Source organism: Acinetobacter sp. WC-141 (assembly GCF_000313935.1).
GTDB lineage: Bacteria > Pseudomonadota > Gammaproteobacteria > Pseudomonadales > Moraxellaceae > Acinetobacter.
The window spans coordinates 1-26,054 of sequence record NZ_AMSS01000080.1 but is presented as its reverse complement, the minus strand read 5'-3'; the positions used below and the strand labels follow the sequence as shown (position 1 = coordinate 26,054).

Genomic DNA, 26,054 nt, shown 5'->3' with positions numbered 1-26,054 from the left:
ACCGTAAACTGGGTGAGAAGCTAAATATTGTGGGTGGAGCAGCAGCTTCAACGCCAGAGGCTAAAACCAGTGGTGAGAATGTTATTACCCGCACGACTAAAGACGGTATTCAGATTGAATTGTTAAAAGATTCGAAGTTTGACAGCGTAACGACTGGCAACACGACCTTGAACAAAAATGGTCTGACTATTAAAGAAGGTCCAAGCATCACTAAAGACGGCATCAATGCAGGTGGTAATAAAATTACTAATGTTGCGGATGGTATAAATGCCAAAGATGCAGTGAATAAGAGTCAGTTAGACAATCTTGCTGCCAAGCAAAATGCAACTGATGATGCAGCAGTGAAATATGACGATGTCAAAACTAAAGACAAGGTTACCTTAAAAGGTAAGGACGGTACGGTTTTAGATAATGTTAAAGCTGGCAATATTTCAGCGACATCAAAAGAAGCGGTAAACGGCAGTCAGATTCATAAGATTTCTAACAGCATCAAAAATAGTATTGGTGGAAATACAGTTGTTAATCCGGATGGTAGCCTGACTACCAATAATATTGGTGGAACGGGTAAAAACAATATTAATGATGCAATTAGTGAAGTTAAAAATACTGCAACTAAAGCAAAAAGCACAGTATCTGAAGGCAATAACCTTGTCGTAAAAGAAACTATTAATAAAGATGGTAGTACAAACTATGAAGTCTCAACCAAGAAAGATCTAACTTTAGATAGCGTGACTACTGGTGATAGCGTACTCAACAATAATGGTTTAACCATTAAGAATGGTCCAAGCATAACCAAAGATGGCATTAATGCTGGTAGTAAGAAAATTACTAATGTAGCTGAGGGTGTAATCGCGCAAAATTCTAAAGATGCTGTAAATGGCGGTCAGGTTCATAAGATTTCTAACAGCATTAAAAATAGTATTGGTGGAAATACGATTGTTAATCCAGATGGCAGTATTACTACCCAGAATATTGGTGGAACGGGTAAAAACACGGTTCATGATGCAATTAAGTCTGTAGATGACAAAGTGACTAATGGCGTAAATGATCTAGCTAATAAAGGTCTTAACTTTGGTGCAAATGACCAAAAGGCAACCAATGGTAAGGCTGTGCATCGTAAGTTGGGTGACACCATAAATATTGTTGGTGGGGCTGATGCGAAAACTGCTGAAGATAAAACGAGCGGTGAAAACATTATTACCCGTACAACTGAAGATGGAGTGAAAATTGAAATGCTTAAAGATGTGAAATTCGACAGTGTAAATGTCGGTGGTCATGTCTTGAACCAACAAGGATTAATCATCAAAGGTGGTCCAAGCATTACAGTTAATGGCATTGATGCAGGTGGTAAGAAAATTACCAATGTTGCCGATGGTGTAAATGCCAAAGATGCCGTGAACAAAGGCCAGTTAGACAAACAGATTAACGATGTTAAAGATCAAATCGGCAAGGATGTTGGCAAACTATCTGATCAGGCTGTCCAATATGACAAAGATAAAAATGGCAATGTCAATAAAAACTCAGTGACTTTAGGTGGTGGTGATAAAGGTACCAGCCTGAAGAATGTTGCTGAAGGTAAAGTCGAAAAAGGCTCTAAAGATGCGGTTAATGGCGGTCAACTATGGAATGTTCAGAAACAAGTCGATAAAAATTCGACTGACATTAATAACATTCAGAACAATATTGACAACATCTCTAAAGGTAAATCTGGTCTGGTTCAACAGCAAACACAAAATGGTGAAATTACTGTTGGTAAAGACACCGGTGGTACTAGCGTTAACATGGCTGGAAAAGACGGTAACCGTGTCGTACAGGGTGTAAAAAATGGAGAAATTAAAGAGGGTTCTAACCAAGCTGTAAATGGTGGGCAAATCCATAAAATCTCTGAAAGTATCAAGAATAGTATTGGCGGAAATACCACGATTGATCCTAAAGATGGTTCAATCACTACTAATAATATTGGTGGTACTGGTAAGAACAATATTAATGATGCTATTGGCACATTAAACCAGTCAAATCAAGATCTTGGTAATAAAATTAATAACTTGGGTGACCAGTTACAACAAGTGTTCTATGACACCAATAAACGTATTGATGATGTTGAGAAAAAAGCCAATGCCGGTATTGCTGCAGCTATGGCTTTAGAAAATGCACCATTTGTTGCAGGTAAATATACTTATGCAGTGGGTGCCGCATATCATGGTGGTGAAAATGCAGTCGGTGTGACATTACGTAAAACTTCTGACAATGGTCGTTGGTCAATTACTGGTGGTGTTGCAGCAGCTTCACAAGGTGAACCAAGCGTTCGTGTTGGTATCAGTGGTGTTATTAACTAAGAAACTGGTGGGAGAGCTAAGTCTCTCCCTACTCAAAATATGAAGAGAGTAAAGAGATGAACAAAACAATCCAAAGCTTAGTGGTGGCAACTCTTGCTGGTTTCTCAGTGGTAACTTCTGCAAATGAACCAGCTCAACAACAGGAAATTAAATTCCCAGCCATTGAAAAAAGTTACCTTAAGCAAGTAAAGCGCTATGAATACCAAGATGTTGCACGCTTAGATTCAGGATTAAATAAAGACCAAATTCGAGCTTTATTAGGAAATCCACAGTTTAGCGAAGGGGTATTTGCTGTAAAAGTTTGGAATTACGTGTTAGATATACGTGTCCCTAAAAGTAATCAATACCAGCGCTGTCAGTTGCGTATTGATTTTGATAAACAATATTTAGCAGAACGTTTATCTTGGAAGGGTGAAGCATGTGAGGGTTTGATGGCTTGGGGTGAAAATAACCAAATGCCAGTACAGACTAATTTAATAAGTGAACATACAGCAAGTGTATTATTTGCCTTTGATCGTTTTGATGCTAAAGCTATTGATCAAAGTACGAATAACCTTGAGAAAGTTGCTGAACAGATCAAAAAAAGCCCTTCAATGAAGCCGATTATTATTTCTGGCTTTGCTGACCCATTAGGTAAATTTAGTTATAACCATCAATTGTCATCACAGCGTGCAAATACAATTGCGAAGTTACTTGTTCAACAGGGGATAGACCCTAATCGTATTCAAATTCAGGCGAATAGCCAGACCGATTTATACCAGCAGTGTTCAGGTAACAATAATGCAAAACTCATTCAGTGTTTAGCACCAAATAGACGTGTTAATATTACTTGGTAAACGGTCTGTCACGCAGAAGTAACCATCCTTAGGGTGGTTACTTTTTCGTTTTAGGAGACTGAAAAAATAAAAAAGAATATATTTAAGTCTATTAAGTTTTATAAATTTTTATTTAAATATTATCTTTTAAAACAGTAAATATGTTGAGGAGTGAGTAAAGCATCTAATGGCTGATCCCAACTTTGACGTTTTAAAGTATGCTCAATAAATTGAAATTGATGAGCGATTCCCAAACGATAAGGCTTATGTTTTGCACTTGCCAATGTGCGGTCATAATAGCCACCTCCCATACCAATACGTGTACCGTATTGATCACAAGCTAAAAGTGGCATCAGAAGTAAATCAAGCTTTGATACATGTTTTCCTCTGGTTGCCATGGGTTCTTTCATACCTAACGGATGATGAGAAAAACGTCGATTTAAATATTGGTTTCTAGATATTCTTACCCAAACTAAACGCTGATTCATAGAACAAATCATTGGTAAATAAACTTGTTTATTTTTTTGAAAACATAACTTTATGAGAAGATCTGTATGAACTTCTCCAAAGGCATGTAAATATAAACCAATTTTTTTTGATGAATGGAAAATAGCAAGGGTGTTTAGATGATGGAGCACATTAAGCTGAGCTTGTTTTTGCTCTAATGGGGTTAAAGAGCGTCTTTTAGATCTTAAATTTTTTCTAATAAAACTAAGTTCAGTCATGTTTAAATCTAACAAAGATTTGAGATCAGTTGAGCAAAATTATACCTATTTTTTTATAGCTTTATGGAAATAGCAGAATAATTAGTAAATCACTTTAAATTTATTTAGTTAATTGTCATAAATAGATCTGATGCATCTGCTTTGACGATAAAATTTCTATTTCTTTACGTATTACCAATATTTATTTACATTTAATGAGATAAGAATAATTAAAAAGATGAATGTGAAATTGTTAAGCCTATGAAGTTAAAAATTTTAACCATTACAATAAGCACCATATTACTACTTGGTGGGTGCACAAAACAAACAGAACCTGAAGCTGCTGAAGTTGACTATAAAGCTCAATTTGAAGAGTCGGACCGTAAAATTGGAGAATTTTTAGATCAATTGGATAATCCGAATACGCCACAAGAGGTTAAAGTCAAAATCTTGTGCCATGACTATCCTGAGGTTTACAAGACCCAATATATGCCTGCATTAATAAAAATTTCACCCAAACCTTATACCGAAGAAAAATTGTTGTCAGATTTGAAAAGTGCAACTGACTACTACAAAGATGCCTTTGCGATCAGGTGTAACCAATAAATTGATTTAATGTTTTGCATCTCAAAAAATCCGATAAGTGTGAATTGATTGGCATTATTGAGATGTGGTAAATTTCATTTTGTCTTTCTTTATAGTTACTAATTTAGGGGGTTCTAGATATGGAAATCTTGAAATTCTTACAGAGTTTTAATACCGTTGGTACATACTTAACGATTGCTTCAACTGTTTTGCTAGGTCTGATTATCTATTTTTACGTGATTAATCCAGCGTGATCTTTTAAAAGAAATAGTAAGAAATTTTCTTATTAATTTTAAACTATAAAAATAAGGTAGGGTCATGAAGTATAGATTATTGCTTGTTAGTTTTTTTGCTTTAAGTTGTCATGCTGACGAAAATGTAAGTGATCCCGAGATTTGTAATGTAGTGAAAAAAGTTGCTTATACTGTCATGGAAGCACGTCAACAAAAAGTTCCATCGCAAGATTTGCAACAGATAGCGAATAGTCTTGAAGATCCAAAAGCAAAACAACTTTACCAAGATTTAATTAATTCAGCTTACTCTGCGAAAGTATTCAGAACTAGTTTCTTTAAAAGAAAAGCCATAGAGGATTTTCAAACAGGCTGGTATGAAGAGTGTCTTAATAGAAATGAAAAATAATATTGAAGAGGGGTGAGTAGATTAATTAAGCTGCAATTTAATGTTTAAAAAAGAAAATTTTAGACTGAAAGGTCTGTATGGAAAACTATATTAAAATTAAGTATTTTGAGTTTTTCTTATGTATTAAAACTAAATGCTCCGAAGATGCCGCTGCATGTGTCGTTACCCTGAACCCGATGAGTTCTCGGGTAGAAACGATTTTATAGCAATATGAAACAATATTAGATCATATTTAACCACATGAAAATTATTTTTAAGTTTTTGTATTTTAATAAAAATACCTGAAACAATATTAAAGCATATATCATAATTCGAAAATATACTTTATTTGCCTACTATCTGCCTATTTCTATTAATTTGCCTATTTTTATTGGTTTTTAGCCTATTGTTTGCCTACTAAATTTTTACAATAAAAAAGGCGGTTAAACCGCCATTTGTGATGTTGAATGGATGCGCTGCCGTTCAATATAAGCTAACACATCTGCTTTTTTATAAAAAATTTTTCGATAGTGGACTTTTGAAAAGGGAATACCTCCACCTTCACAACGTTTTTTCTGCAACCAAGAGGTCGAGACATCAAGTATTACCGCAAGTGATTCTGGTGAAAATTCTGCATCATCATTAGCAGCATTGAACTTTTCAATCTCAGCTTGTTTATCAATACATTTCATTCTTTTCATTCCTCAGCTCCAGATCCATAAAATTGTTTTGCTTCATCAAAGCTTTTAGTTACAAGGGGAGCAGATCCTTTCTTGTAGCAATTCACAATTTCATCAAACTTAAAAACACGTTCAGCTGTCTTCAAATCAAAGCATTGATACATTGCTTGGGTGAACCAGCTTTCTACATAAAATAGTTTTTTAATATGATCCTTACGTGTGCCGTGCCATTTCTGGACTTTGATAACATCATCGAAAATTTCTAAGAAAAAGTTGTTGCCTTCCTTTTCATGCATTTTTCTATAACGCTCAACAGCTCTCTCAGCTATCTCTTTAGAAGCTGCTGGAGTTTGTTTAAAAGGGCTATAACCTTCAGGTCGCATTGCAACCGCCCACAATGTTGATTTACTCATTGTTGTGCTCCAAGCAGTAAGTAACAGCTAGTTCTAAGGTTTCAAATTCTTTTTCAACATCATTGTCGAGAAACGCCGTCCAATCTTCATTGCCGAAACATTTTGAGATAAGAACACTTCCTATCCAAACGTCATCACCATCAAATTCCACAGCACTTTCAGCTTTAATCATTCACGCCACCATTTTATAAATACGTTTAACTTCATGATTAAGCTCATCCATTGCTGAGCGTCCTTCTTTGAAATACTTCAAAAGCATTAACTTGTATCGCTCTTGAGCTGCTTTGTTCATCTCACCTTTATCGGTTAAGGTGAGAGTAGCTTTATTGCCTTTAATCAGGTTCACGCCGTGTGGTGTACCTCGTCCGCGATAACCAGCATTTACGTTGAACACTATGAACTTCTCGAAAAGCTGCTGAGGTAGCAGCTTTGGCTCGAAAAGAAACTCTGGAGTAGTTTGTTTCGACATTAGAAAGGTTCCTCCAGTAAATAATCATGTTCAGCTTCTGGTTGAGAGCCTGATGGATTCTCTAATTCATAGCGGCGTTTTCTCACATACCCCATAAGCTTCGGTTGAATCTGTGGATCACGTGCAGCTACATCAATTTCAAGAGCATCTAATGCCGTCAAGTCTGGTGCATTCTGGATCTGAACCATTAATGATGGCGGCTCATTTGCAGATGCCTTTTCTTTTTCTAAATGTTCAAGTCGTTTGTGAGTTGCAAGAAGCAAAGGTTCCATTTGTTTATCAGACCAAGTACGGGTATAGCGATAAACTGCATTAACTTCGTCAGGTGTTTTTGATTCACTAACGCGTTGCAGAAGGGTATCAAGGTTTTTTTGATATTCAGGATCTAATGTCGGGTCATTAGTATCTGGAACTAATGGATCCTCAGAAGCGGTGACATTGGTTTGCTCAGTTATAACAATCGAGGGCTTCTTTGCTTCAGCAATAATTTCACAAGTCTTTTCTGAAACGAGTGTTTGTTCAGCTTTAGTTTGTTTACCTTTTTGACCTCTTGGTTTGTCTTTAGTTACGTCTATTACTTGAATATCAGTAATCATATTGCCAAAAGTTTTACCTATAGCTTGAAGTTGAAGCTTTGCATTTTCTTCATCAAGCTGTGCAAACCCATTACCAACACTTAGACAAGTTTCACCATTTTTAGAGTTATATGTGGTACGCAAGATATGGGAAGGCATAACAATATAGATAACTTGGCCATCTTCTAAATCATGCGGTTCAACTGGCTTGGTGAATGTAATTTCTGCTAAAACAGTTGTTTCAAGCTGAATGCAGAACTCGTAATAGGGTAGACCAAATACCGTTGCTGGCATTTGATCAAGGGTGCTAAAAGACTTATCAGCTTTTAGTGTTCCATCCCCAGCGTAACGACAAAGGACAGTTTTACCTTTTTGAAGAGCTGCAAATGCTTCAGATGCTGTTAGTAAATTATTCATGCTGTCATCCCCGTTTTAGCCAATGTCTCAATGTCTTGTTTAACTGCCGTAAGTTTTGCCGCTTCAATTTGAGTGAGTGCATCAATTCCGAAGTGCTCACAAACTGTTTTTACATCTAGACCGCGTTCAGCAATAAAGCCCTGTAGCTCATCGCGTTGTTCTGCTGAAATCTCAACAAAGTTATTTGCCGCCTGTGTCTGGTTTTGGCTCAATTGATTTTCATGCTCACGAGCAGTTTGTTCATTTTTGCGAATGATGTTTAAGAGCTGATTTTTTGTTTCTTCAAACTTTTGTTGTTGAAGATCCATCAAGCTATTTAACTTGCGCTTTAAGCAGTAATTCTCGATGTTGATCCCAGCGCGCTGCATAAGATCTTCAATTTCTAAAAATTGATTACCGTCAATAGTTGCATCGGCAGTTCCAGAAAGAAGCCACTCGCGTAGACAAACGCCAGTACCTTCATTAATCATCATCGGTTCAGTGAAAATATGAGTTCGGTCTTTAGTGGCATTTGCAAAATGATCAGCATTTAAGTCAAGCACCGTAGTGAACTCATATTCGATACCGTCACGCTGTTCAGACTTCATCCCAACCTTTTCAACTTTCTTCTTGCCATTAGTTTCGGTTTGGATCGTATCCATCTTGCTTCGCAGTGTTACGATGATGTGAATACTTGAATGAAGAATGGCATCTATAAATTTGCGATGACGTGGAGTGACTTCGCTCCAAGCTGCCCAGCTATTACCTTTAAATTTTCCTTTGGTTAGGGTGTCTACAATTTCCAAACACCCACCAGTACCAGACCACTCATGAGTAATACTGTCCAAAATTAAAATATCAAAACCCGCTTGCTCAGCTGCTTTGATCGCTGCTGTAAATTTTTCTGGTGTATATGGCGGTGTTAGGTTTGCAGCGTAGAAGTCATAACGATCTGCATAAAGCGATGCGCTACTGTCTTCTGTATCAACAACGGCAATTCGACCACCAATACCGGCAGCAAGTTTTAGGGCACTTTCAGTTTTCCCTGAGCCAGTAGGACCAGATAAAGCAAGTCTTAACTTAGCTTGCTTACGTTCAGCTTTTTGGAAAAATACGTTCATTTTTATTATCCTTATCTTGAGCCAGTGAAGCCGCGTTTTTGCTTGTAAGCAGCACGGTCATACGCAGGAATATTTGATTCACGAAGATCGATAGCTAACTGTTTCTTGCGTTGAAAGCTGATCTCTTGCGTAAGTTCATTCCATACTTTCGGATATTCAGTTTTGAACTTCTCGACATCTAAAGGCGTCTTAACTTCTTTGATGGTTTTGTACAGCACAGTTCCATTTGCATTTGATGCATATACCTGCCAGCCGATGCGAACCGAATACAAACCAGTGTTGTCACGACCCAAGTAAGACTTGTACCCATCTGGGTGTTTTTTGAAATTAGACATATTCAGCCTCCTTACATTCGCATGTGCCAACAAATGCATAAGTAAGCGGGCTTGGCGCATCAGATGGTGAAACATCCTTAATATTTAAAGGAATAATTTCCTTTCGATATTTAACTAAAACAACATCACCTTCGCGGCACTCAACAATCCCTTCTCTTGAAGAAAAACGAGCAGACTTGGAAGTTTGGGTTACTTTGCAAAATGAAACCTCATCACCAGCTTTGATTTCTGAGCGATCCACAGGGATAATTTTCTTGCACGCAGGGCAGTTATAATTTTTCATTAGGCAGCCTCCAACCATTTATTACGATCGATATAGCCCACCAATAAAATATTTATATTTTTATGGTCGTCACGATTGGTAAAGTCATTAAAGGGTTTGCCGCGGAGGTCTGTTACTGACTCAATGGCCAAGTTAGTAATTTCGGCTGCTGTACAGTCTGAACCTGCTACGCCGTAACTATCTGCTACGCCGTAACTATCTGCTACGCCGTAACTATCTGCTACGCCGTCAAAATCAAAACTTACGCTTAACTTAAAGCCGTCAATGCGTATAACAGCTACACCAGTTTTTTCACCAGTTTGTTTAATACCTAGAAGCTCATATTCAGAAGCAACCATTTGCTTGCTTTCATATGAGTAATTAGAAGGGACGCTAGAATTAGCGGCACGGTATTCACAAGAGCCAAGGGCAACAAGTACAGCAATTGCTGTAATACCTGTTACCTTGTGCTTGTGTGGAATTGATTTTGCATTCATAATTGATCTCGCAGTTTGCAAAGCACATCGAGAGGTAGAAGGTTCGGTGTGCTTTTTTGTTGTCTGTGAGAAAAATATACCTGCAAGGTAAAATAAAGTAAATACCTGTGGGGTGAAATTAGTTGATTATTTTTTTACTTCCTAGGTGTATTTAATGTAAAGGCCATAAAAAACCCACCAATTGGTGGGCTTAAATAATGGTTTATTAAAATAATTAATGAGCTTTTGGATGCTGTTGTCTGTGTTGGCTAGGAGGCACAATATCGGTAATAGCAGTTATGCTTTCGACTTCATCCATATCAAAAGTTAAGCGTTCACCGCCGTTTACAGCTAAAAGATTTAAAACATTATTATGAATGCCAATAAATTCTTTAATTGTGCATCTACCATCTTTTAAGCAAACTTGCACAAATTCAGTCGGCGTTAATTCTGCATCTGGGTCACATACTACATACCAGCCATTACGGATAGCGGGATACATTGAGTCACCAGTTCCTTTAATTGCATATGACCGATCACCAGCAGTGTGAGTTGGAACATACCCATCGCCAGCGTTTCCATCATACCCCATGTCTGTAAAATAACCGTCCATGCCCATCTTGCTGTATGCCTTAACTGGAACCCATCTTTTTGAAATAACTAATGGTTTTTCGATAACATTTGAGAAAAGTACAGCATCTTCGCTGTCAGGAATATTATATTTTTTCTTAAATGCTTCTATGTCGAGTTGCTTAAAACTAGCAGCGCCATCTAATTGGTGTGCATTTTCATTTTGAATTTCAGATTGATCAAGGTACCCACGCGGTTTATTAAAAGCTTCTTCTATTTTTAAAGCTGTTTCATCACCAATATTCTTTGTTGGATTCTTTCCAATGTATTGGCTTACCAATCCATAAGACATATCAATCTTTTCGGCGAATTCAGAACGAGTTAGTCCCGATTCCTTCATTAATTTTCTTGTATTACCAAGCCTAATTTCATGAATAGTCTTTAATTCACTCATTTTTTTCAATTCACCTCTAGCGCTGAATTCAAAATACCTAATAGGTAGAAAAAATAAATACCCTAACAGGTTGTATTTTATTTACCTTGTGGGTATATTTATTAAATATATTTACCAGTGAGGTGTATTAATGCTTACTCTTCATAGCTATTGGCGGGGATTAAGTGAGAGTGAACGTATCAAGTTCTGCAAAGAAGCAGAAGTTACTTATGGATATATGGAAACTCACCTAATCCATGGCCGTAAAAAACCAAGAATGGAAACCATTCAAAAAATGGTAGACGCAAGCAATCAAAAACTAACCCACAAAAGCTTATTTGAATTCTTTTTAGGAACATCAAAAACAGCTTAGGAAACAACATGAGCAAATTATCAGTTGATATATCTGCAAGTGCCAGAAATGACGTCTCTCGTATATTGCATGGCCTTGATATAAGCAATCAAAAAGAGATTGCTGAACATTTAAAGGTTGATCCAAGCACAATTACTCGGCTTAAAACAGACAAGAAAAACAATGGCTTGAATGAGATTGAAATGTTTTGCGAGCTATTGAGTTTGCTTGGATTAAAAGTCGTTCCTAAAGATTATCAAAGCATTGATAAGGAACGTGTTGCTGCACTTTTAGTTATGTCTAAAAGCTGGATGAACCGTATAGAAACAGTTGATGACTTATTTCATGACGAAATCAGTGGTCAAAAGGAAAAGCTAGGATATTAAAAAAGCCTGATCTCGGAAATCAGGCTTAGTTAATTCAATTACTGGCTAGAGGAATCGAATATGCAAACTAATCTATCAAATCAAGAGCAAATAATCCAGAGCTGGTTTGAGCCAGCGCTTTATACGCTGAATCAATTAATCGAAAAGCGGAAAGAGAACCTTCGCCGTATCAATCGTGACGAAAATAATGCGGCTGTATTAAGAGATGAGCTCATTGAATCTCTGTCTTACCAACATGGCATTACTTTTTATTTTGCTGGTGAGGTTGTCGCTAGTTTGGGTCGAGCTAAAAAAATTCGATTCTTGGGTCGTTTCATCCAAGCAGTAGAAGGCGGTGAAGCATGAAAGATAGATTTTACTTAGCTTGCTTCCGCGACAACGTAGGGTCAAATGTGAGCTTCCAGCGCCATGAGTTTCGAGGCTACCACACTGATATTAGCCAAGCTCATGTTTGCACACGGGAAGAGGCCCAATATCATTTTGATCATGCTCGTGAGTATGATCGCCCAATATCTGCTGACCATGTTGATGAATTGGCTGTTTGGAAAGTTGATCATCAATACATTCCTAATGAAACCCAAATAATTGATGGCGTTATAGGCTATGCCGTTTTTGTAAAAGGGCAATACGATGGAAATGATGTTTTTTGGCTAAATAAAAAGAGCTTTGAAACTTCTACAGATTTTGAATTGGCTTCTTATTTTTCATCAGAAGAAATAACAGAATTAGGTAAGCAATATATCGCAATACCTTACTACTTGGCGGAAAAGGCCAAAAGAAGAACCTTTGATTTTAGTAAATATAAATATCGCACTATGACACAAGGAGCAGGCTTAAAAATGCCAGCTCATCTTAAGAAAGCTAAACGCCGTGTAGAAAATCCAAAGTCTCGTTTTAACTGCCCAAGTTGCGGAAAGATCGTATGGCAATACAACCCATATGAATTTGATCACTGTGATCATTGTGGCCATATCGGGGATTAATGAATGAATTATTACCAACACCATATAGGTGACTTTAACAATGCGACTCGCCACCTCAGTTTAATTGAGCGTGCGATTTATCGCGACTTATTAGATATGTATTACGACACTGAAAAGGCAATTGATGCTTCAAGCATTGATCGGCTAGCACGTCGTTTGCAATGCACAACTGAAGACCAGAAAGAAGCACTTAAATACGTTCTTGATGAGTTTTTTACGCTTGTAGATGGTGTGTATCGTAATAACCGCTGTGAACGTGAAATTGCTGAATTCCACGGTAAAAAGAAACAGGCTAGCGAGGCTGGTAAAGCGTCTGCTGCAAAACGTGCAGCGAAAAAGAAAGGATCGTCTAACAACGGTTCAGCTAGTGATGATCAAACCACCAACGAAAATTCAACGGTCGTTGAAAATCCGTTAAACGAAGAACAAACGGGCGTGCAACCAACCAATAACCATAAACCATTAACCATAAACCAAGAACCATTTATAGATAGTAGTAGTAATGCGCGTGGAGAAAATTCGCAATTACCTCCAATTCAATTTGCTCAGTATCAGATCAATGATCACAAGCGTTACTCAATGCGTGAATTCATTTCTGAATACAGCGAGTTTCAATACGATTTCATCTCACTTGCTCAACAAAGATTTGTTTCAGTTCCTGAGATCGACTTGAGAACCATGATTCAAAACTTTGGTGACTGGCACTTTGCAAACGAATCAAGCTCATTGAATACACCAAGCATCTGGCTGGTTAAGTGGTTTTCTTGGGTACAAAACAACGAGAAACAAATTGCTGCTAACCGCAAGAAGCAAGAGCAAATCACTACTGCTGGTCAAAAACCACAAGAGCCAGGTTACTTCTCAAATCTTTTTGAAGAACAAAACCAATCTCAAATCGTGGATGTAACCCCTTCAAAAAAGTTTCTAGTGAGTGAGGAGGTGGGTCATGCATGAGATTACCTTGAACGAAGTGCGCCAATTAATCGCATCTCTTCGCACTGTTTACGCTGCTCAGTTCAACAAGCAATTCCCAGTAATAGGTGAAAGCGCAATCCCTCTGTCGGTAGTTGAACAGATCGCACTTAAAACACTTGTTGGCGTTCAACAAAATCAATTTAACAACGCACTTGGTCGATTGCTTACAGCTGGTGGTCGCTTCATGCCCTCATTTGCTGAGTTTCGTACTTGGTGTATCGGTGAAAGTTGGATGTCACCTGAGGAAGCTTGGTCACGTGCTTGCAAGTTCACAGCAGACCGTACGGTGATCATTACCCAAATCACAAAATACGCTTTAGACGAAGTTATGTATTTGATCGAAGCGGGTCAAATGAGAGCAGCTCAAGATAATTTCTTTGGCACTTACAACGTAATGGTTGCTAAAGCGCAATTAAAAGGCCGTCACCAGGAATTTTATACACCGCCGCTACAACTAGAGCACAAAGAGCCTGAGCACGCTCCAGTAAGCAATGACGAAGCACAAAAGCATCTTAAATCCCTAATGGACCGTCTAAAAATCAATGGGCGTAAAACTGCGCCAGTACAAAAGCTACAGGCAAAAGAAAAAGAGCCTGAACAGAAACAAGAGTTAGGGCCAGATCCTTTTGACAATCCGCACGAATATGCAGAGATGTGCCGTCGTGAAGGGACACCAATTCCTAGAAATATTCAGCAGTTAATTGATGGGGCGAATGTATGAAACACAATATTGTCTCTGTTTCTGGTGGAAAAGACTCTACAGCAACTTTGTTGTTAGCAATGGCATGGGATGTAGAAAATTTACAAGCAGTATTTGCTGACACAGGGCATGAACATCCAGCAACTTATGAATATGTCGAATATTTAGAGCAAATCTTAGAAATCCAAATTCAAAGAGTTAAGGCTGATTTTAGCTTTGAGATTGAAAGCAAGCGCGAATATGTGAAAACCAAATGGCCAGAAAAAGGGGTTTCTAACTCAGTTATAGAAAATGCTTTAGCTGTTCTTAAGCCTACTGGCAATCCTTTTTTAGATTTGTGCCTTTGGAAAAATAGATTTCCATCAACACGTGCACGTTTCTGTACATCCGAATTGAAAGTTAAGCCGATCCAGCAATTGTTCTATCCAATTTTAGAAGATGGACACATGATTTTGTCATGGCAAGGAGTACGTGCAGATGAGTCTTTGGATCGTAAATACCTTCCTGAATGTAATGAGGTTATTCAAGGACTTTACAACTACAGACCAATCTTGAAGTGGTCAGCAAAAGATGTTTTCCAAGCTCATACAGACATGGGTATAGACCCTAATCCTTTATACAAACAAGGCATGGGGCGTGTTGGTTGTATGCCGTGCATTAACTGCAACAAAGATGAGCTAAAGGAAATTGCAAAACGTTTTCCTGAGGAAATTGAACGTGTAGCGGAGTGGGAGCGAATTGTAGGATTAGTTTCAAAGCGCCAATCAGCAACCTTCTTCACTTCTGATTATCGAGGGCATGGCATTCACCAGCTGGTGGAATGGTCCAAAACTGTGAGAGGTGGTAAGCAATACGATTTAGTTGAGCAAATGACAGGTATAGAAGCTTGTTCATCTGCTTACGGTTTATGTGAATAGGGGCAGGATCATGAATAAATTCGAGATTTTAGCGTGGGGGTTACTCATTTCATTTTTTACCGCAGCTATAAGCGGTGCGGTGGTTTTGTGGTGGTTGGCGAGAAAGGAGGCAATTGAGGAATGAGTTCAATGAGCCTTGCTGAATACCGTGAATTATTTCCTATTCAGAAAAGTAAAAAGCGCCGTTCAGCAAAGCAAACACGAGAACCAAGTGTAGGGGAGGTTTTATTAGCAACTCATCTTAAAGCCTGCAAGATTGAATTTGAGCAGGAATATAAATTCCATCCAAAACGTAAGTGGCGGGCGGACTTTTTAATTACAGGTACAAAGATATTGGTAGAGGTCGAAGGCGGGATCTGGAGCGGAGGTCGCCATACAAGAGGGAAAGGGTACATCGGGGATATGGAGAAGTATAACTCTGCGTCAATGATGGGTTTTACAGTTTTACGGTTCTGCACAGAACAAGTTAAAGCAGGTGTAGCAATTAAACAAATTGAGCAATTGGTGAGAGGTAAAAACTGATGAATATCGAAGTGAAAATTAAGCCAACAGTCAGAATGATGCAGAATGAGCTTGCCCAGTGGGGGAAATGGGCACGTAATGCCTCTTTTAATCCTAGTGAATTAATTTATAAATCTCCAAGTTTAGGATTAATGCGACTAAAAGAGGGATTTAAATCTAAAGGTATTCAGGTTACTTTGAATGATGAAGCACTAGTTGCAATTGATCATTTAGTCATGCAGTTAAAGTTATCTCGACCAGATTTATACCAATGGATTGAATTTCATTATTTAAAAGGGTATCCAGTTGCAGTTCTGGCTACACATACAAAAGTTGATCGAAGAAATATTGATAAATATTTGTTAGCAGCAGAAACATGGCTAGATAGTAGACTTGAATCTATTTGTCAAAATCTATGAAATATTAGTTAAGGTAATTATTAATGGCAGATGAAATAACAGTAATTCAAGCAACAATTGAAGCTGCTCAAATTCAAAAGTGGGGAACTATTTGGGGGGCAGTGATAGGTGGTATTGCAATTGCAGTAGGTGTGTATTTCTCGTGGAGAACATCTTTGCATTTGCAAAAAGAAGCAAGACTTGCGGAGACAAGGAAAAATGTATATCTAGAGCTAGTTGAAAATTACTCAAAAATGATCTTAGGTTTTCAATTATTATTATCAGAATTAGATAAAAATTGGGAATTGCAAAAAAATCTAGTTCATGCTTTTAGTACTTCACTTGATAAAGCAGCATTTATTTGTGAAACTTCAACGAAGGAACAAATATATAAATTTTTAGATGTTTTTATAGAAAAATTTCGTAATTTACAGGAAAAAATTAATCCATTAATTATTTCGAACAGCGAAATTGAAAAGTTATACTCCAGACATTCTAGATCTATTAAGCTATTTAATAATGCTTCTGAAGAGTATGAAAGAATCAAGTTATTTGGAGAGGGAATTGAGAGAATTCCATTGATACAAAAATATTTTGATGAAAAACTTAAAGAGTCTGAAGGTTACTTAAATTCGATGAATGTGCTTGGTGAAAAAATTAAAATTGATTCTAGAGAAATAAGCCCATTAATAACTGATTTAATAAATGAATCAAATATGAATGCTAATAAAGTTGTTCATCTATTAAGAAAAGAATTAGGGGCAAAGACCGATATAGATTTAGATAAGAAATTACAAAATTTAATGATCATCGAGTAGAATTATTGCATTGCGCGCAGAGATATGACATATTCGTGCTATAGTGTTCGAAGTGTAAGTAAATCACTAGTATTAAAGCTCATCATTTGGTGGGCTTTTTTAATTTGCTTTAGAAAATTAATGTTATAATAAAAGAATAGATTACTTAGGTCTGTTGTTGTAGAGGAATGCATAAGTGGTTCAGTTCCACTTGTAGTGCTAGGATTAGTTGCCTTTTGCTTATCTTTTTTGTTGTCTTGTTTAACTAACTATTCAACTGTTTCATTAAGTTTGCTGGAGGTGCGTATGGTAAAAAAACATTCAATTATTGCTTTATCCATGTTTGCGAATGGTGTGGTAATTAATCTGTTTAGTACTCAGCTTGTAGCATTGCAGACCTAAGTGATTTAATTAAAAGCTCATCAAATGATGAGCTTTTTTGTTTTGTGCTATAGTCCAGTCTAATTAAAAACTGGTACTTAAAATGAATATCTGTGTTGGTGGTGAATTGGATGGGCAGAAGATAGAAAAAGAAGGTCGATTACTTAAAGCCTCTGAAATTGATCCATCATTTGAAACCGAGTACTACAAGCAGATTTTTAACCGAGACAACATCAATTATCAATTCTGGTTGCCTGTAGGTTCTAACTTGCATGACATGTCAGAAAAAGTACTAATTATTCTTAGAGCACCTAAAAACTAGTTTTATCGTTTGCCGGACGTATTACGGCGCAAAAGAGCCCCGCTAAATATCGATTATTGGCGGGGCTTTTTCTTTTATAACCATTTTTTATTTCATTAATTTTTATTGATAAAATAAAACTTAAACATCAATAGTTATTTGAAGAAAAAATTATGAAAAATGGTATTTGCAAATTATGCGATCTAGAAAAAGAATTAAAGCGATCTCACGTTATTGGTCGAGCAGTTTTTAAAAAGGCCTTAAAAGGTGCAAATCATGCTTTGAGATTTGATAAACAGCATAATAAAGTTGTCAAAGATCAGGATCAGTGGGCCACATATATGTTATGTGGGGAATGTGAACATAAATTAAATAAGAAATATGAAGACTATTCTTTAAATATTTTAAGAAATAGAATGAAATCAGTAAAACATAAAAAGAGAAATTATCATTATGAAATTCAAGGTGTTGATCAAAAAAAGCTCATGTTGTATTTGTTATCTATTATGTGGAGAGGAATTGAATCTAACCATGAAGTTTTTAAGAAATTAAAAATTTTTGATGAATCTCCGGTAGCCAAAAATTTTTTAAAGGAAAGTGTTAAGAACGAGCGCATTTTTTTAACAGAATGTTTTGATCTCAGAATTTCAAAATTAGTAAGTTTGATCGCTCCATTTAATGAGATGGATCTAGATTTTATAACTGATATTTATTGTAATATTGATAAAAAGCAGAGAATTCGATTTTTAACCATTTTTGAGGGTTACTGTTTTGAATTTTTTTTCTTAACAGATAAATCACAGTTTCTTACAGGTTTGGGCGTACTTAAGAAAAATAAAAGTATTCTTAAAATGCCATATATTGATATTTTTTCCATTCCTGAATTTCAAAAAAGCCTTTCAGAAATGCTTGAGAGTCAAAATCAGCATTAAGTTGGAAATGTGTTGAAGGTATTATGGAACAATTTTTAACTTAAGTTATGCATTACAAAGTCCCAATTAGGGGCTTTTTTAATGGGTGAATTATGGAAGCTAACGAATACTTTTGGCTTACACGGAAAAAAGAACCTAAAACCAAACCCAAGAGTAAACCACTTCCTAAAGCTACCCAAAAGTACTTAGAGGCAGAAGAAGAATTTAGTGAAGCTTTAGATAATCTGAAAATTAAGTACGAGAAGAAATTCCAGTTTAAATCTACAAAGCATTGGCGTTTTGATTTTCATTTAATTGAACATCGAATCTTGGTAGAAATTGCTGGTGGACCTTGGTCAGGTGGTCGCAAGGGAAAGCTTAAGAACAAAGCTTGGAGCCTTGATCGTTACGATGTTGCTGAAGAGATGGGTTACACAGTAGTTCGCATTGAGACAGCAGCTAGGCATCGTATTGATGAGTCTGGACCGCTACAGATGCGAAAAGATTACGCTAGCCAATGGCTTAAAAATTTAAAGAGGCAAATATTTAATGGATCAGATCAGACCCTTCCCGCCAACGGACTTTATTGATCAGGCAGATGAAGAGGAAGCAATCCGTATAATTCCAGCACCTGATTTAAAAAAATGGGTTATTGCTAACTACTTAACGATAGGTGGACCTCTTCATAACCCAGATCATGACCATATTGCTGAGCTATTACATGATAATGAAGAGTTCTTGGCATTTGCTTGGGCTTCTTCTGCATATAAAAGCAAGCAGGCTATGGTTTTAGGCCAATGTGAAAAAGTTATGTTTAATGTCGGTGGCTGGCGCAAAGCTCGTCAAGAGCAACAAATGCGAGATTGGTTCGGAGCTGTTCCAACATACTTAATTACAGTCGATGCTTCTTTCTGTGAGCGTGCTAATGATACTGAGTTCTGTTATTTGATTGAACATGAGCTGTATCACATTGGCGTTATGAAAGACGAAGATGGCGAGATCCTTTATAGCGATAATACGGGACTACCTAAACATTATTTAGCTGGTCATGATGTTGAAGAGTTTATTGGTGTAGTTAAACGTTATGGACCAAGCAAGAACGTTAAGCGGCTTATTGAAGTCGCCAAGAATCCGCCGTTTGTTTCGGATTTAGATATTTCAAGATGCTGCGGAAACTGTGTAATCAACTGAGCCTTGCGGCTCTTTTTTTTGCCTTGTTTGTTGTACGTAGTTGTACGGAGTTGAATTTATGGCAGCACTAAAAGAGCCTGTAAAAATATTTATAGTTCAGTCTCTTGCTTGCCGTGATACCCCTCAAGAAGTAGTGGAGAGCGTCAAACAAGAGTTTGATGTTGATATTAGTCGAAGCCAATGTCAGGCATATGATCCAACAAAATATTCAGGTCGCAATCTAAGTAAGAAGTATGTAGTACTTTTTGAGGAAACGAGGGCGAAATTCGATGAGGGTTTAATAGATATTCCTATTGCGAACAAATATTACCGTCTACGGCAGTATCAAAAATACTTAGACAAAACCAGAAACGTTAAAACTGGGATGAAATTACTTGAGCAAGCGGCCAAAGACATTGGCGGGCAATTTAACAATCGCCAAGAAACGACAGGGGCAAATGGTGGTGAGGAAGGCCAATCAAAAGCTGAAATAGAACTTGAGATTAAAAAGCTTGAGCTTCAGAAGTTACAGCGTGAAGTTAATCCACCTGAGTATCGTCCACCTGAAGAGGATTACAAGCTTGTGCTGAATCCTGATGAGGAGATACCAAATGAGCCAATTCTTTAATCCTCCTGAAGGTTCAGTTCAGTTAACACCTAAACAAGCAAATATCTATTTGTGGGGCTGGCAAAAAGAAGCCCGATTTCGCGATGCTGTTTGCGGTCGACGATTTGGTAAGACTTTTCTAGCTAAAGCGGAAATGCGTAGAGCCGCAAGATTAGCAGCAAAGTGGAATGTTTCTGTTGAGGATGAAATTTGGTATGCAGCACCTACATTTAAGCAAGCTAAACGGGTTTTCTGGAAACGACTAAAACAAGCAATTCCTGCATCATGGCGAGCAGGTAAGCCGAATGAGACTGAATGTTCAATTACATTAAGAAGTGGCCATGTTATCCGTGTTGTAGGGTTGGACAATTATGATGACCTTCGTGGTTCTGGCTTATTTTTCTTAATTATTGATGAATGGGCGGATTGTAAATGGGCCGCATGGGAAGAAGTACTTCGCCCAATGCTGTCTACATGTAAGTATGTAGTTAATGGTGAACGGCGGGTTGGTGGTCATGTATTAAGGATTGGAACACCTAAAGGCTTTAACCATTGTTATGACACTTTCATGGATGGTCAGCCGGGACATGAACCAGATTGTAAAAGCTTTTCTTATACCTCATTACAAGGTGGAAATATTCCTGAGTCAGAGATCATTGTTGCTAAGCGCAAGATGGATCCTAAGACATTTAGCCAGGAATATGAGGCAAGTTTCGAAAGTTACCAAGGCGTTATTTTTTACTGCTTTAATCGTTTGCTAAGTGCATCGACAGAAACAGTTCAGGCAAATGATGTACTTCATGTCGGGATGGACTTTAACGTTACCAAAATGGCTGCTGTTGTATATGTTCGCCGTGGGGAACAAATGCATGCTGTTGATGAGTTCGTGAATCTCTTTGATACCCCAGCAATGATTGAGGCTATTCAGGAGCGTTATCCTGATCATGAAATTGCTATTTATCCCGATGCTTCAGGTGAGAATCGAAAGTCAAGTAATGCAAGTGAAACGGATCTAGCATTACTCAGAAAAGCAGGATTTAAAGTCCTTGTGAACAGTAGAAACCCTGCGGTTAAAGACCGTATCAACTCAATGAACAGCAGGCTCTGTAATACCTTATCTGAGCGCAGACTCTTTGTGAACGTAACAAAATGTCCGCACTTCGCTAAATGCTTAGAGCGTCAAATTTATGATGATTATGGCCAGCCTGATAAAAAGTCAGGGTTTGACCACATGAATGATGCAGGAACCTATCCGATCGCTTATCTATTTCCGATCGACAAAAAATCTGTTGGGGTTCGTAGAATTCGCGGCATGTCTTAAACAATGCACCTTTATAGGTGCTTTTTTATTGGTGTTTTTATGGCAGTTACTGATAAACATCCGCAGTATATTGCTGCGCAAATTGCTTGGTTAATTATGCGTGATGCCGTAGCTGGCGAAGAGCAGATTAAACAGGCACAGATCAAATACCTTTCTAAATCTGCAGGGATGATCGAGGCAGAAAAGCAGGGTGATAAGACTGGAGAGATTTATAAGGCCTATCTAAGTCGAGCTCAGTATCCGCTATGGGTTCAGGACGCATTACGCACAATGATCGGGTTAGTTTCAAAGCTTGAGCCGAATATTGTAATTGAAAGTTCTCTTTTAAAGGGCTTGATAGAGAATGCCACAAATGACGGTTTTGGACTTAAACAGCTCTTTATTCGCATTTGTTCAGAGTTACTAGAGTTTGGGCGCTGTGGGCTGCTTGTCGATGTTGATGCTAACGGAGTGCCATATTTCGCCTTATATGATGCTCTATCAATCACTAACTGGAAGGAAAACAGTATCGGTGGTCGAAAGGATCTAAAGCTGTTAGTGCTCGAGGAGCAATTTGATAATAGTGAAGATGAATTCGGACACGAAACTAAAACGGTTCACCGCGTTCTATCTATGGATGATGGAGCTTTAGCGGTCCGATTGTTTGATGGCTCACATGTGGAGGATAAAACTCCCGATCTCGGCGGTAATCAACTTTCTTTCACACCATTTGTTTTTTGCGGTGCCACTAGTAATTCCCCAGATGTTGGTACCGTACCACTTCTGACAATGGCCAAGGCTGCTCTGAAGTATTACCAACTTAGTGCAGATTATTACCAGTCTCTTCACCATACGGCTCATCCGCAACCTTGGATTAATGGTCTTGAAGGTGACGAAGATATTAGTGTCACTGGTGTTATGGCTGTCTGGAGTCTTCCGGGTGATTCTCAGTGTGGGTATCTGGAAATATCAGGCAGTGGGATTGAACTCACTAAAAAGGAAATGGATGCACAGAAAAATGCAGCATTAGAAGCCGGTGCCAAGGTAGTCGATACGAATACACAAGAATCAGGTGAGGCACGCCGTGCACGACAGGATGACCAGCAGGCAAGTCTTCACAGTATCGTGATGTGTGCAGCTGCAGCAATTGAACAAGCCATTAAGTATGCAGCGCAGTGGTTAAAGCTGGATTCGACAAAATATTCATTTACGGTTGAACCTGAGTTTATTGTGCAGGTCACGGATATTAATCTTGCAAAACAGCTTTATGAGGGTGCTATTTCAGGGAAAAACTCTTTCCGCACATATTGGGAATACCTGATGACAGGTAAATTACCAGCTCACGACTATCAGGAAGAAGTGAAGCGGGTTGAAGGTGAACGGGACAGTATGCCGTTGTAGAGGTGACGTATGGCTTCAAAAGAAGATAAATCGCTGATTGAAATACTTACCCAACATCAGGCGTATTTATATCGGGTGTCTTCTCAATCTGTTAAAGAGCTATTAAAAATCTTTAATGATGAGTCAATATTAATGTTGGCAAAGCTTCGGGATTTGCTTGATGAATTAAATGATTCTGAAAAGATGGCTCTAGCAAGTGGACAGTACACTACAGCTAATCTGAAAGAAGTTCGTAATTTGATTGCTCAGTGGTTCCTTGGACTAAATACTGCATTACCTGAAGCTTTCGCTGTTTCTGCTACTGCCTTGGCAGTTTATGAAGCTAATTACACGGCGAAGCTATATGGAGGCAAGATCGAAAAGCCAAATGGTGAAAAGCTATATACAGCAGCTAAAAAAGTACCCTTAGTAGGTGGAGCATTAGTTGATGATCTTCTTTCCAAGATTGCTGAGACTGCACGCCAAAAAGTTGAATATGCAATTCGGGATGGCATTAACTCAGGTAAAACAAATCAGGAAATAGTTCAGCGTATTCGCGGCACCAAGCGGCTTAATTATGAGGATGGGCTTCTAAGTAGCAGTAAGACTGATATCGACCGTACGGTGAGAACAGTTCGCAGTCATGTGGCCAATCAAGCCTATTTAAATAGCTTTAATCAATTGGGCTTTGAATACGTAAGACTGGTTGCAACGCTGGATGGAAGAACATCTAAGCTTTGTGCAACACTTGATGGTACCGTATGGGAGATTAACGATCCAGCAAAACGGGTACCGCCGTTACATCCTAACTGCCGGAGCATTTTGGTACCAGTCGAAAAAGATGGCCTGCTTGTTGGCGAACGGCCATTTGTAATGGACGAACGCCGAGTCAAAGACATCCCGAAAGATGAGCGCAGCCAATTAATAGGGCAATTGGATGCAAACACCACATTCAAAGAGTTCTTCATGAAGACAGATAACTTCTTCCAAAAAGAGTGGCTAGGGCCAAAGCGTTTCAAGCTCTATAAAGATGGGAAGTTCGATTTTGATAAGTTCTTCGATCCGGAAGGGCGGCTTTACACATTGGACCAACTTAGAAAGTTGGATGAACAAAGATTTAAGGATTTGGGCTTATGAGTGAAACAAAGGTAAAACACTTAGTGCTTAAGCGTCACCCAACCTTAAAAGGTTATCTGGTTATTTGTGATGAAGAAACTGGATTGCCACTAGCTGGTCAAAGAGCTGTACAGATGAATTGTGATGCCTTAAACGGACCTGCAATGATTACTGTGACTTTTGAAGCTTATGGTGATAGTGGTGTTCGATTGGAAGGTGATGATCCTAGAAAAATTTCAACAAAGTAAATGTAGCTAAAGGTCTCATAAATGACTGAAAAAACTATCACTATGTCAGATGCTCAATATATTTTGAGCATTAAGCTTATTTTAGTTCCGTTTATTCGGCTTAAGATTTCTAGAGCAATGGCAATTTACGGTTATTCATTTGAAAGAATGAAAGCACTTGCAGCTCTTTAACTAAAGCTTAATTTTAACCATAGCACCTTCGGGTGCTTTTTTTGTGAGTAAGAAAAATGCCAAGTCCAATTATCCAATATTTTAAGTATGAACATTTACCGGAACATTTGCAGCAAGTTAGCAAACCAATAGGTGATTTAGCTAAGCAAATGGATGAACTGTTGCCTGATGGCCCTGAAAAATCAACGGGTTTACGAAAGCTACTTGAAGCTAAGGATGCATTTGTACGCCAAGCTGTCAGTAAATAATTATTTAAAGAAACGAAATACAGCGTCCTAATGGGCGCTTTTTTAATGCCTTGAGATAAGGCTTTATCCAAATCAAACGAGAGGTTTGAACATGTCATTGCCATTTATTGTTGATTCACTTGATGCCATCAAAGAAGAGCACCGCGCTTTATATGTTGAGGAAAACGGGAAGTTTCGCCTTGACTTAGACGGCTATGAAGATCCTAAGGGCTTGAAAACTGCACTTCAAAGCGAGCGTGATGCTGCTAAGACTGCAAAACAAGAACTCCAGAAACTTCAAAAACAGTTCGAAGGGATTGATCCTGAAATTGTTAAAAAGGTCTTTTCTCAGATTGATCAAGATGAAGAAGCCAAGCTAATCGCTGAAGGCAAAATTACCGAAGTGATTCAGAAGCGCACCGAGAAGATGCGTGAAGAACATGAAAAGTTACTTAAAGCCGAAAAAGACCGTGCTGACAAAGCCGAGGCTTATGCAAATAAGTTTAAGGAATCAGTAATTCAAGGGCAAATCGTTCAAGCAGCTGTAGAGCTTGAAGCATTACCTGAAGCAACAAGTGACATTGCGTTTTTAGCTAAATCAAAGTTTGCATTAGATGAAAACGGTAAAGCAGTTGCTGTTGATGAAAACGGCGAAGTGATTATTGGCAAAGATGGCCAGACAGCATTATCGCCAAAAGAGTGGGTGGAATCTCTACGCGAGCAAAAGCCTTACTTCTGGCCTAAACCTAATGGTATGGGTGCACCAGGTAGTAACAATTCAAAAGGTCAACCTGACATCTTAAAAGCAGATGGTACGGTGAATATGACCAAATTGGCGCAATTACGAAATGAAAATCCGCAACTAGCTAAAGAGCTAGCGGCAAAACACGGTATTAAACTTTAAGGAGTAAAGCCTAATGGCTGAGACAAAAATTGCTGATGTAATCGTACCCGAGTTATTTACTCCGTACGTATTAAATAAGACTGCCGAGAAGTCTGCATTATGGCAGTCAGGCATTGTTGGGGATTTGGATGTAGATGTGGCTTTCGGAACAGACGGTGGTACTACTGTAAATATCCCATTCTGGAATGATTTAAGTGGTGAGTCAGAAGTACTTTCAGATTCAACCCCTTTATCTGTAAATAACATCACTTCAGGCAAAGATATTGCGATTCTTCATGCACGTGGTAAGGCATGGGGCGCTAATGATTTGGCTAAAGCATTATCTGGTGACGATCCACTTGGTGCGGTTGGTGATCTGGTAGCAGATTACTGGTCGCGTGAGTTTCAAGGTTTTACCGTAAATACACTTAAAGGTGTGTTCGGTGCGGCCAGCATGGCAGGTAATACTCACGATATTTCTGCTGGAACTGGAGCTGCCGCTGTAATTGATGGCGTATCTTTTGTTGATGCTTCATACAAGCTTGGGGATGCCGTAGACAAA

General features: G+C 38.2%; 39 protein-coding genes and 1 pseudogene. 29 read left to right on the top strand and 11 right to left on the bottom strand.

The features are described from left to right. Together ACINWC141_RS15700 and tpgA are read left to right on the top strand one after the other, a co-directional pair. The coding region (locus ACINWC141_RS15700) for an autotransporter adhesin (protein WP_009392738.1) at positions 1-2,336 on the top strand (2,336 nt) is incomplete at its 5' end. 56 nt (positions 2,337-2,392) lie between these two features. Next, positions 2,393-3,172: a trimeric autotransporter adhesin/peptidogylcan-associated protein TpgA gene (gene tpgA / locus ACINWC141_RS15695; RefSeq protein ID WP_009392758.1), complete on the top strand. Its 780-nt coding sequence runs from the start codon at positions 2,393-2,395 to the stop codon at positions 3,170-3,172. A 119-nt stretch (positions 3,173-3,291) separates the two neighbouring features. Here tpgA and ACINWC141_RS15690 read toward each other — a convergent pair whose 3' ends face one another. Beyond that, complete coding sequence (locus ACINWC141_RS15690; RefSeq protein ID WP_009392789.1) at positions 3,292-3,876, bottom strand: 5-formyltetrahydrofolate cyclo-ligase; 585 nt, start codon at positions 3,874-3,876, stop codon at positions 3,292-3,294. Between the two features lie 240 nt (positions 3,877-4,116). Between ACINWC141_RS15690 and ACINWC141_RS15685 the strand changes: the two genes are divergently transcribed. The 3 genes from ACINWC141_RS15685 (at position 4,117) to ACINWC141_RS15680 (ending at position 5,079) form a co-directional block, all read left to right on the top strand. After that, positions 4,117-4,461 (top strand): hypothetical protein, encoded by a 345-nt coding sequence (locus ACINWC141_RS15685; RefSeq protein WP_009392749.1) that lies wholly within the window; start codon positions 4,117-4,119, stop codon positions 4,459-4,461. A gap of 119 nt (positions 4,462-4,580) precedes the next feature. Further along, on the top strand, positions 4,581-4,694 hold the full coding sequence (locus ACINWC141_RS19840) for a hypothetical protein (RefSeq protein ID WP_009392809.1): 114 nt from the start codon (positions 4,581-4,583) through the stop codon (positions 4,692-4,694). Between the two features lie 64 nt (positions 4,695-4,758). Beyond that, a complete protein-coding gene (locus tag ACINWC141_RS15680; protein WP_009392798.1) occupies positions 4,759-5,079 on the top strand; it encodes a hypothetical protein in 321 nt (106 codons plus the stop codon). A gap of 422 nt (positions 5,080-5,501) precedes the next feature. Here the strand turns inward: ACINWC141_RS15680 and ACINWC141_RS15675 are convergent, their stop codons facing one another. From ACINWC141_RS15675 to ACINWC141_RS15630, 10 genes are all read right to left on the bottom strand, one after another. Continuing rightward, positions 5,502-5,759: a helix-turn-helix domain-containing protein gene (locus ACINWC141_RS15675; RefSeq protein WP_034678902.1), complete on the bottom strand. Its 258-nt coding sequence runs from the start codon at positions 5,757-5,759 to the stop codon at positions 5,502-5,504. Continuing rightward, the gene (locus ACINWC141_RS15670; RefSeq protein ID WP_009392755.1) at positions 5,756-6,151 is read right to left on the bottom strand and encodes a hypothetical protein; all 396 of its coding nucleotides are present in this window, start codon (positions 6,149-6,151) and stop codon (positions 5,756-5,758) included. The genes ACINWC141_RS15675 and ACINWC141_RS15670 overlap by 4 nt, the downstream gene beginning before the upstream one ends. After that, a complete protein-coding gene (locus tag ACINWC141_RS15665; RefSeq protein WP_009392775.1) occupies positions 6,144-6,323 on the bottom strand; it encodes a hypothetical protein in 180 nt (59 codons plus the stop codon). The genes ACINWC141_RS15670 and ACINWC141_RS15665 overlap by 8 nt, the downstream gene beginning before the upstream one ends. Then, positions 6,324-6,620, bottom strand: a complete 297-nt coding sequence (locus ACINWC141_RS15660; protein ID WP_034678900.1) for a hypothetical protein — start codon at positions 6,618-6,620, stop codon at positions 6,324-6,326. It lies immediately after the preceding gene. Next, positions 6,620-7,612 (bottom strand): hypothetical protein, encoded by a 993-nt coding sequence (locus ACINWC141_RS15655; RefSeq protein ID WP_009392761.1) that lies wholly within the window; start codon positions 7,610-7,612, stop codon positions 6,620-6,622. Before ACINWC141_RS15655 ends, ACINWC141_RS15660 begins: the two co-directional genes overlap by 1 nt. After that, on the bottom strand, positions 7,609-8,712 hold the full coding sequence (locus tag ACINWC141_RS15650; protein WP_009392762.1) for an ATP-binding protein: 1,104 nt from the start codon (positions 8,710-8,712) through the stop codon (positions 7,609-7,611). Before ACINWC141_RS15650 ends, ACINWC141_RS15655 begins: the two co-directional genes overlap by 4 nt. An 11-nt stretch (positions 8,713-8,723) precedes the next feature. Further along, complete coding sequence (locus ACINWC141_RS15645) at positions 8,724-9,047, bottom strand: hypothetical protein (RefSeq protein ID WP_009392807.1); 324 nt, start codon at positions 9,045-9,047, stop codon at positions 8,724-8,726. After that, positions 9,040-9,330: a hypothetical protein gene (locus tag ACINWC141_RS15640; protein ID WP_009392805.1), complete on the bottom strand. Its 291-nt coding sequence runs from the start codon at positions 9,328-9,330 to the stop codon at positions 9,040-9,042. The genes ACINWC141_RS15645 and ACINWC141_RS15640 overlap by 8 nt, the downstream gene beginning before the upstream one ends. After that, positions 9,330-9,806, bottom strand: a complete 477-nt coding sequence (locus ACINWC141_RS15635; RefSeq protein WP_009392803.1) for a hypothetical protein — start codon at positions 9,804-9,806, stop codon at positions 9,330-9,332. The genes ACINWC141_RS15640 and ACINWC141_RS15635 overlap by 1 nt, the downstream gene beginning before the upstream one ends. A 214-nt stretch (positions 9,807-10,020) precedes the next feature. After that, entirely contained in the window at positions 10,021-10,809 is a 789-nt protein-coding gene (locus tag ACINWC141_RS15630) for a LexA family transcriptional regulator (RefSeq protein ID WP_009392800.1), read from the bottom strand. A gap of 130 nt (positions 10,810-10,939) precedes the next feature. On the opposite strand from ACINWC141_RS15630, the gene ACINWC141_RS15625 reads away from it, so the two are divergent. From ACINWC141_RS15625 to ACINWC141_RS15515, 24 genes and pseudogenes are all read left to right on the top strand, one after another. After that, positions 10,940-11,161: a hypothetical protein gene (locus ACINWC141_RS15625; RefSeq protein ID WP_009392811.1), complete on the top strand. Its 222-nt coding sequence runs from the start codon at positions 10,940-10,942 to the stop codon at positions 11,159-11,161. An 8-nt stretch (positions 11,162-11,169) separates the two neighbouring features. Next, positions 11,170-11,526 (top strand): hypothetical protein, encoded by a 357-nt coding sequence (locus tag ACINWC141_RS15620; RefSeq protein ID WP_000041060.1) that lies wholly within the window; start codon positions 11,170-11,172, stop codon positions 11,524-11,526. A gap of 60 nt (positions 11,527-11,586) precedes the next feature. After that, positions 11,587-11,871 (top strand): hypothetical protein, encoded by a 285-nt coding sequence (locus ACINWC141_RS15615; protein WP_009392787.1) that lies wholly within the window; start codon positions 11,587-11,589, stop codon positions 11,869-11,871. Next, positions 11,868-12,509, top strand: a complete 642-nt coding sequence (locus ACINWC141_RS15610) for a hypothetical protein (RefSeq protein ID WP_009392791.1) — start codon at positions 11,868-11,870, stop codon at positions 12,507-12,509. The genes ACINWC141_RS15615 and ACINWC141_RS15610 overlap by 4 nt, the downstream gene beginning before the upstream one ends. A 3-nt stretch (positions 12,510-12,512) precedes the next feature. Continuing rightward, entirely contained in the window at positions 12,513-13,463 is a 951-nt protein-coding gene (locus ACINWC141_RS15605; protein ID WP_009392816.1) for a YdaU family protein, read from the top strand. Then, positions 13,456-14,205, top strand: coding sequence for a hypothetical protein (locus ACINWC141_RS15600; RefSeq protein WP_009392773.1), 750 nt, complete (start codon positions 13,456-13,458; stop codon positions 14,203-14,205). Before ACINWC141_RS15605 ends, ACINWC141_RS15600 begins: the two co-directional genes overlap by 8 nt. Beyond that, complete coding sequence (locus ACINWC141_RS15595) at positions 14,202-15,101, top strand: phosphoadenosine phosphosulfate reductase domain-containing protein (protein ID WP_009392813.1); 900 nt, start codon at positions 14,202-14,204, stop codon at positions 15,099-15,101. The genes ACINWC141_RS15600 and ACINWC141_RS15595 overlap by 4 nt, the downstream gene beginning before the upstream one ends. 10 nt (positions 15,102-15,111) lie before the next feature. Beyond that, positions 15,112-15,225, top strand: a complete 114-nt coding sequence (locus ACINWC141_RS20160) for a putative phage replication protein (RefSeq protein WP_009392774.1) — start codon at positions 15,112-15,114, stop codon at positions 15,223-15,225. After that, the gene (locus ACINWC141_RS15585; protein ID WP_009392772.1) at positions 15,222-15,623 is read left to right on the top strand and encodes a DUF559 domain-containing protein; all 402 of its coding nucleotides are present in this window, start codon (positions 15,222-15,224) and stop codon (positions 15,621-15,623) included. The genes ACINWC141_RS20160 and ACINWC141_RS15585 overlap by 4 nt, the downstream gene beginning before the upstream one ends. Beyond that, positions 15,623-16,021, top strand: coding sequence for an antiterminator Q family protein (locus tag ACINWC141_RS15580; protein ID WP_001019813.1), 399 nt, complete (start codon positions 15,623-15,625; stop codon positions 16,019-16,021). The genes ACINWC141_RS15585 and ACINWC141_RS15580 overlap by 1 nt, the downstream gene beginning before the upstream one ends. A gap of 23 nt (positions 16,022-16,044) precedes the next feature. Next, on the top strand, positions 16,045-16,818 hold the full coding sequence (locus ACINWC141_RS15575) for a hypothetical protein (protein ID WP_009392743.1): 774 nt from the start codon (positions 16,045-16,047) through the stop codon (positions 16,816-16,818). A 463-nt stretch (positions 16,819-17,281) separates the two neighbouring features. Then, positions 17,282-17,500: a hypothetical protein gene (locus ACINWC141_RS15570; protein ID WP_009392747.1), complete on the top strand. Its 219-nt coding sequence runs from the start codon at positions 17,282-17,284 to the stop codon at positions 17,498-17,500. A 152-nt stretch (positions 17,501-17,652) separates the two neighbouring features. Continuing rightward, positions 17,653-18,411: a hypothetical protein gene (locus tag ACINWC141_RS15565; RefSeq protein ID WP_009392736.1), complete on the top strand. Its 759-nt coding sequence runs from the start codon at positions 17,653-17,655 to the stop codon at positions 18,409-18,411. 92 nt (positions 18,412-18,503) lie between these two features. Next, a complete protein-coding gene (locus tag ACINWC141_RS15560; RefSeq protein WP_009392765.1) occupies positions 18,504-18,980 on the top strand; it encodes a hypothetical protein in 477 nt (158 codons plus the stop codon). Beyond that, positions 18,940-19,581: a putative metallopeptidase gene (locus ACINWC141_RS15555; protein WP_009392780.1), complete on the top strand. Its 642-nt coding sequence runs from the start codon at positions 18,940-18,942 to the stop codon at positions 19,579-19,581. Before ACINWC141_RS15560 ends, ACINWC141_RS15555 begins: the two co-directional genes overlap by 41 nt. Positions 19,582-19,639: 58 nt before the next feature. Next, entirely contained in the window at positions 19,640-20,188 is a 549-nt protein-coding gene (locus tag ACINWC141_RS15550; protein WP_009392785.1) for a DUF2280 domain-containing protein, read from the top strand. After that, on the top strand, positions 20,172-21,488 hold the full coding sequence (locus tag ACINWC141_RS15545) for a phage terminase large subunit family protein (RefSeq protein ID WP_009392795.1): 1,317 nt from the start codon (positions 20,172-20,174) through the stop codon (positions 21,486-21,488). Before ACINWC141_RS15550 ends, ACINWC141_RS15545 begins: the two co-directional genes overlap by 17 nt. A 39-nt stretch (positions 21,489-21,527) precedes the next feature. Continuing rightward, complete coding sequence (locus ACINWC141_RS15540) at positions 21,528-22,868, top strand: DUF4055 domain-containing protein (protein ID WP_009392793.1); 1,341 nt, start codon at positions 21,528-21,530, stop codon at positions 22,866-22,868. Positions 22,869-22,877: 9 nt separating this feature from the next. Further along, positions 22,878-23,984 carry a minor capsid protein gene (locus ACINWC141_RS15535; protein ID WP_009392776.1) on the top strand — a complete coding sequence of 369 codons (1,107 nt, stop codon included), beginning with the start codon at positions 22,878-22,880 and terminating at the stop codon, positions 23,982-23,984. Then, positions 23,981-24,211 carry a hypothetical protein gene (locus ACINWC141_RS15530; protein WP_009392757.1) on the top strand — a complete coding sequence of 77 codons (231 nt, stop codon included), beginning with the start codon at positions 23,981-23,983 and terminating at the stop codon, positions 24,209-24,211. Before ACINWC141_RS15535 ends, ACINWC141_RS15530 begins: the two co-directional genes overlap by 4 nt. Before the next feature lie 21 nt (positions 24,212-24,232). Then, positions 24,233-24,382 carry a hypothetical protein gene (locus ACINWC141_RS20310; RefSeq protein WP_009392771.1) on the top strand — a complete coding sequence of 50 codons (150 nt, stop codon included), beginning with the start codon at positions 24,233-24,235 and terminating at the stop codon, positions 24,380-24,382. Positions 24,383-24,438: 56 nt separating this feature from the next. Next, complete coding sequence (locus ACINWC141_RS15525) at positions 24,439-24,630, top strand: hypothetical protein (RefSeq protein ID WP_009392734.1); 192 nt, start codon at positions 24,439-24,441, stop codon at positions 24,628-24,630. A gap of 91 nt (positions 24,631-24,721) precedes the next feature. Then, on the top strand, positions 24,722-25,513 hold the full coding sequence (locus ACINWC141_RS15520; RefSeq protein ID WP_009392759.1) for a hypothetical protein: 792 nt from the start codon (positions 24,722-24,724) through the stop codon (positions 25,511-25,513). Between the two features lie 13 nt (positions 25,514-25,526). After that, positions 25,527-26,054, top strand: a pseudogene (locus ACINWC141_RS15515) (major capsid protein); the annotation flags it as partial.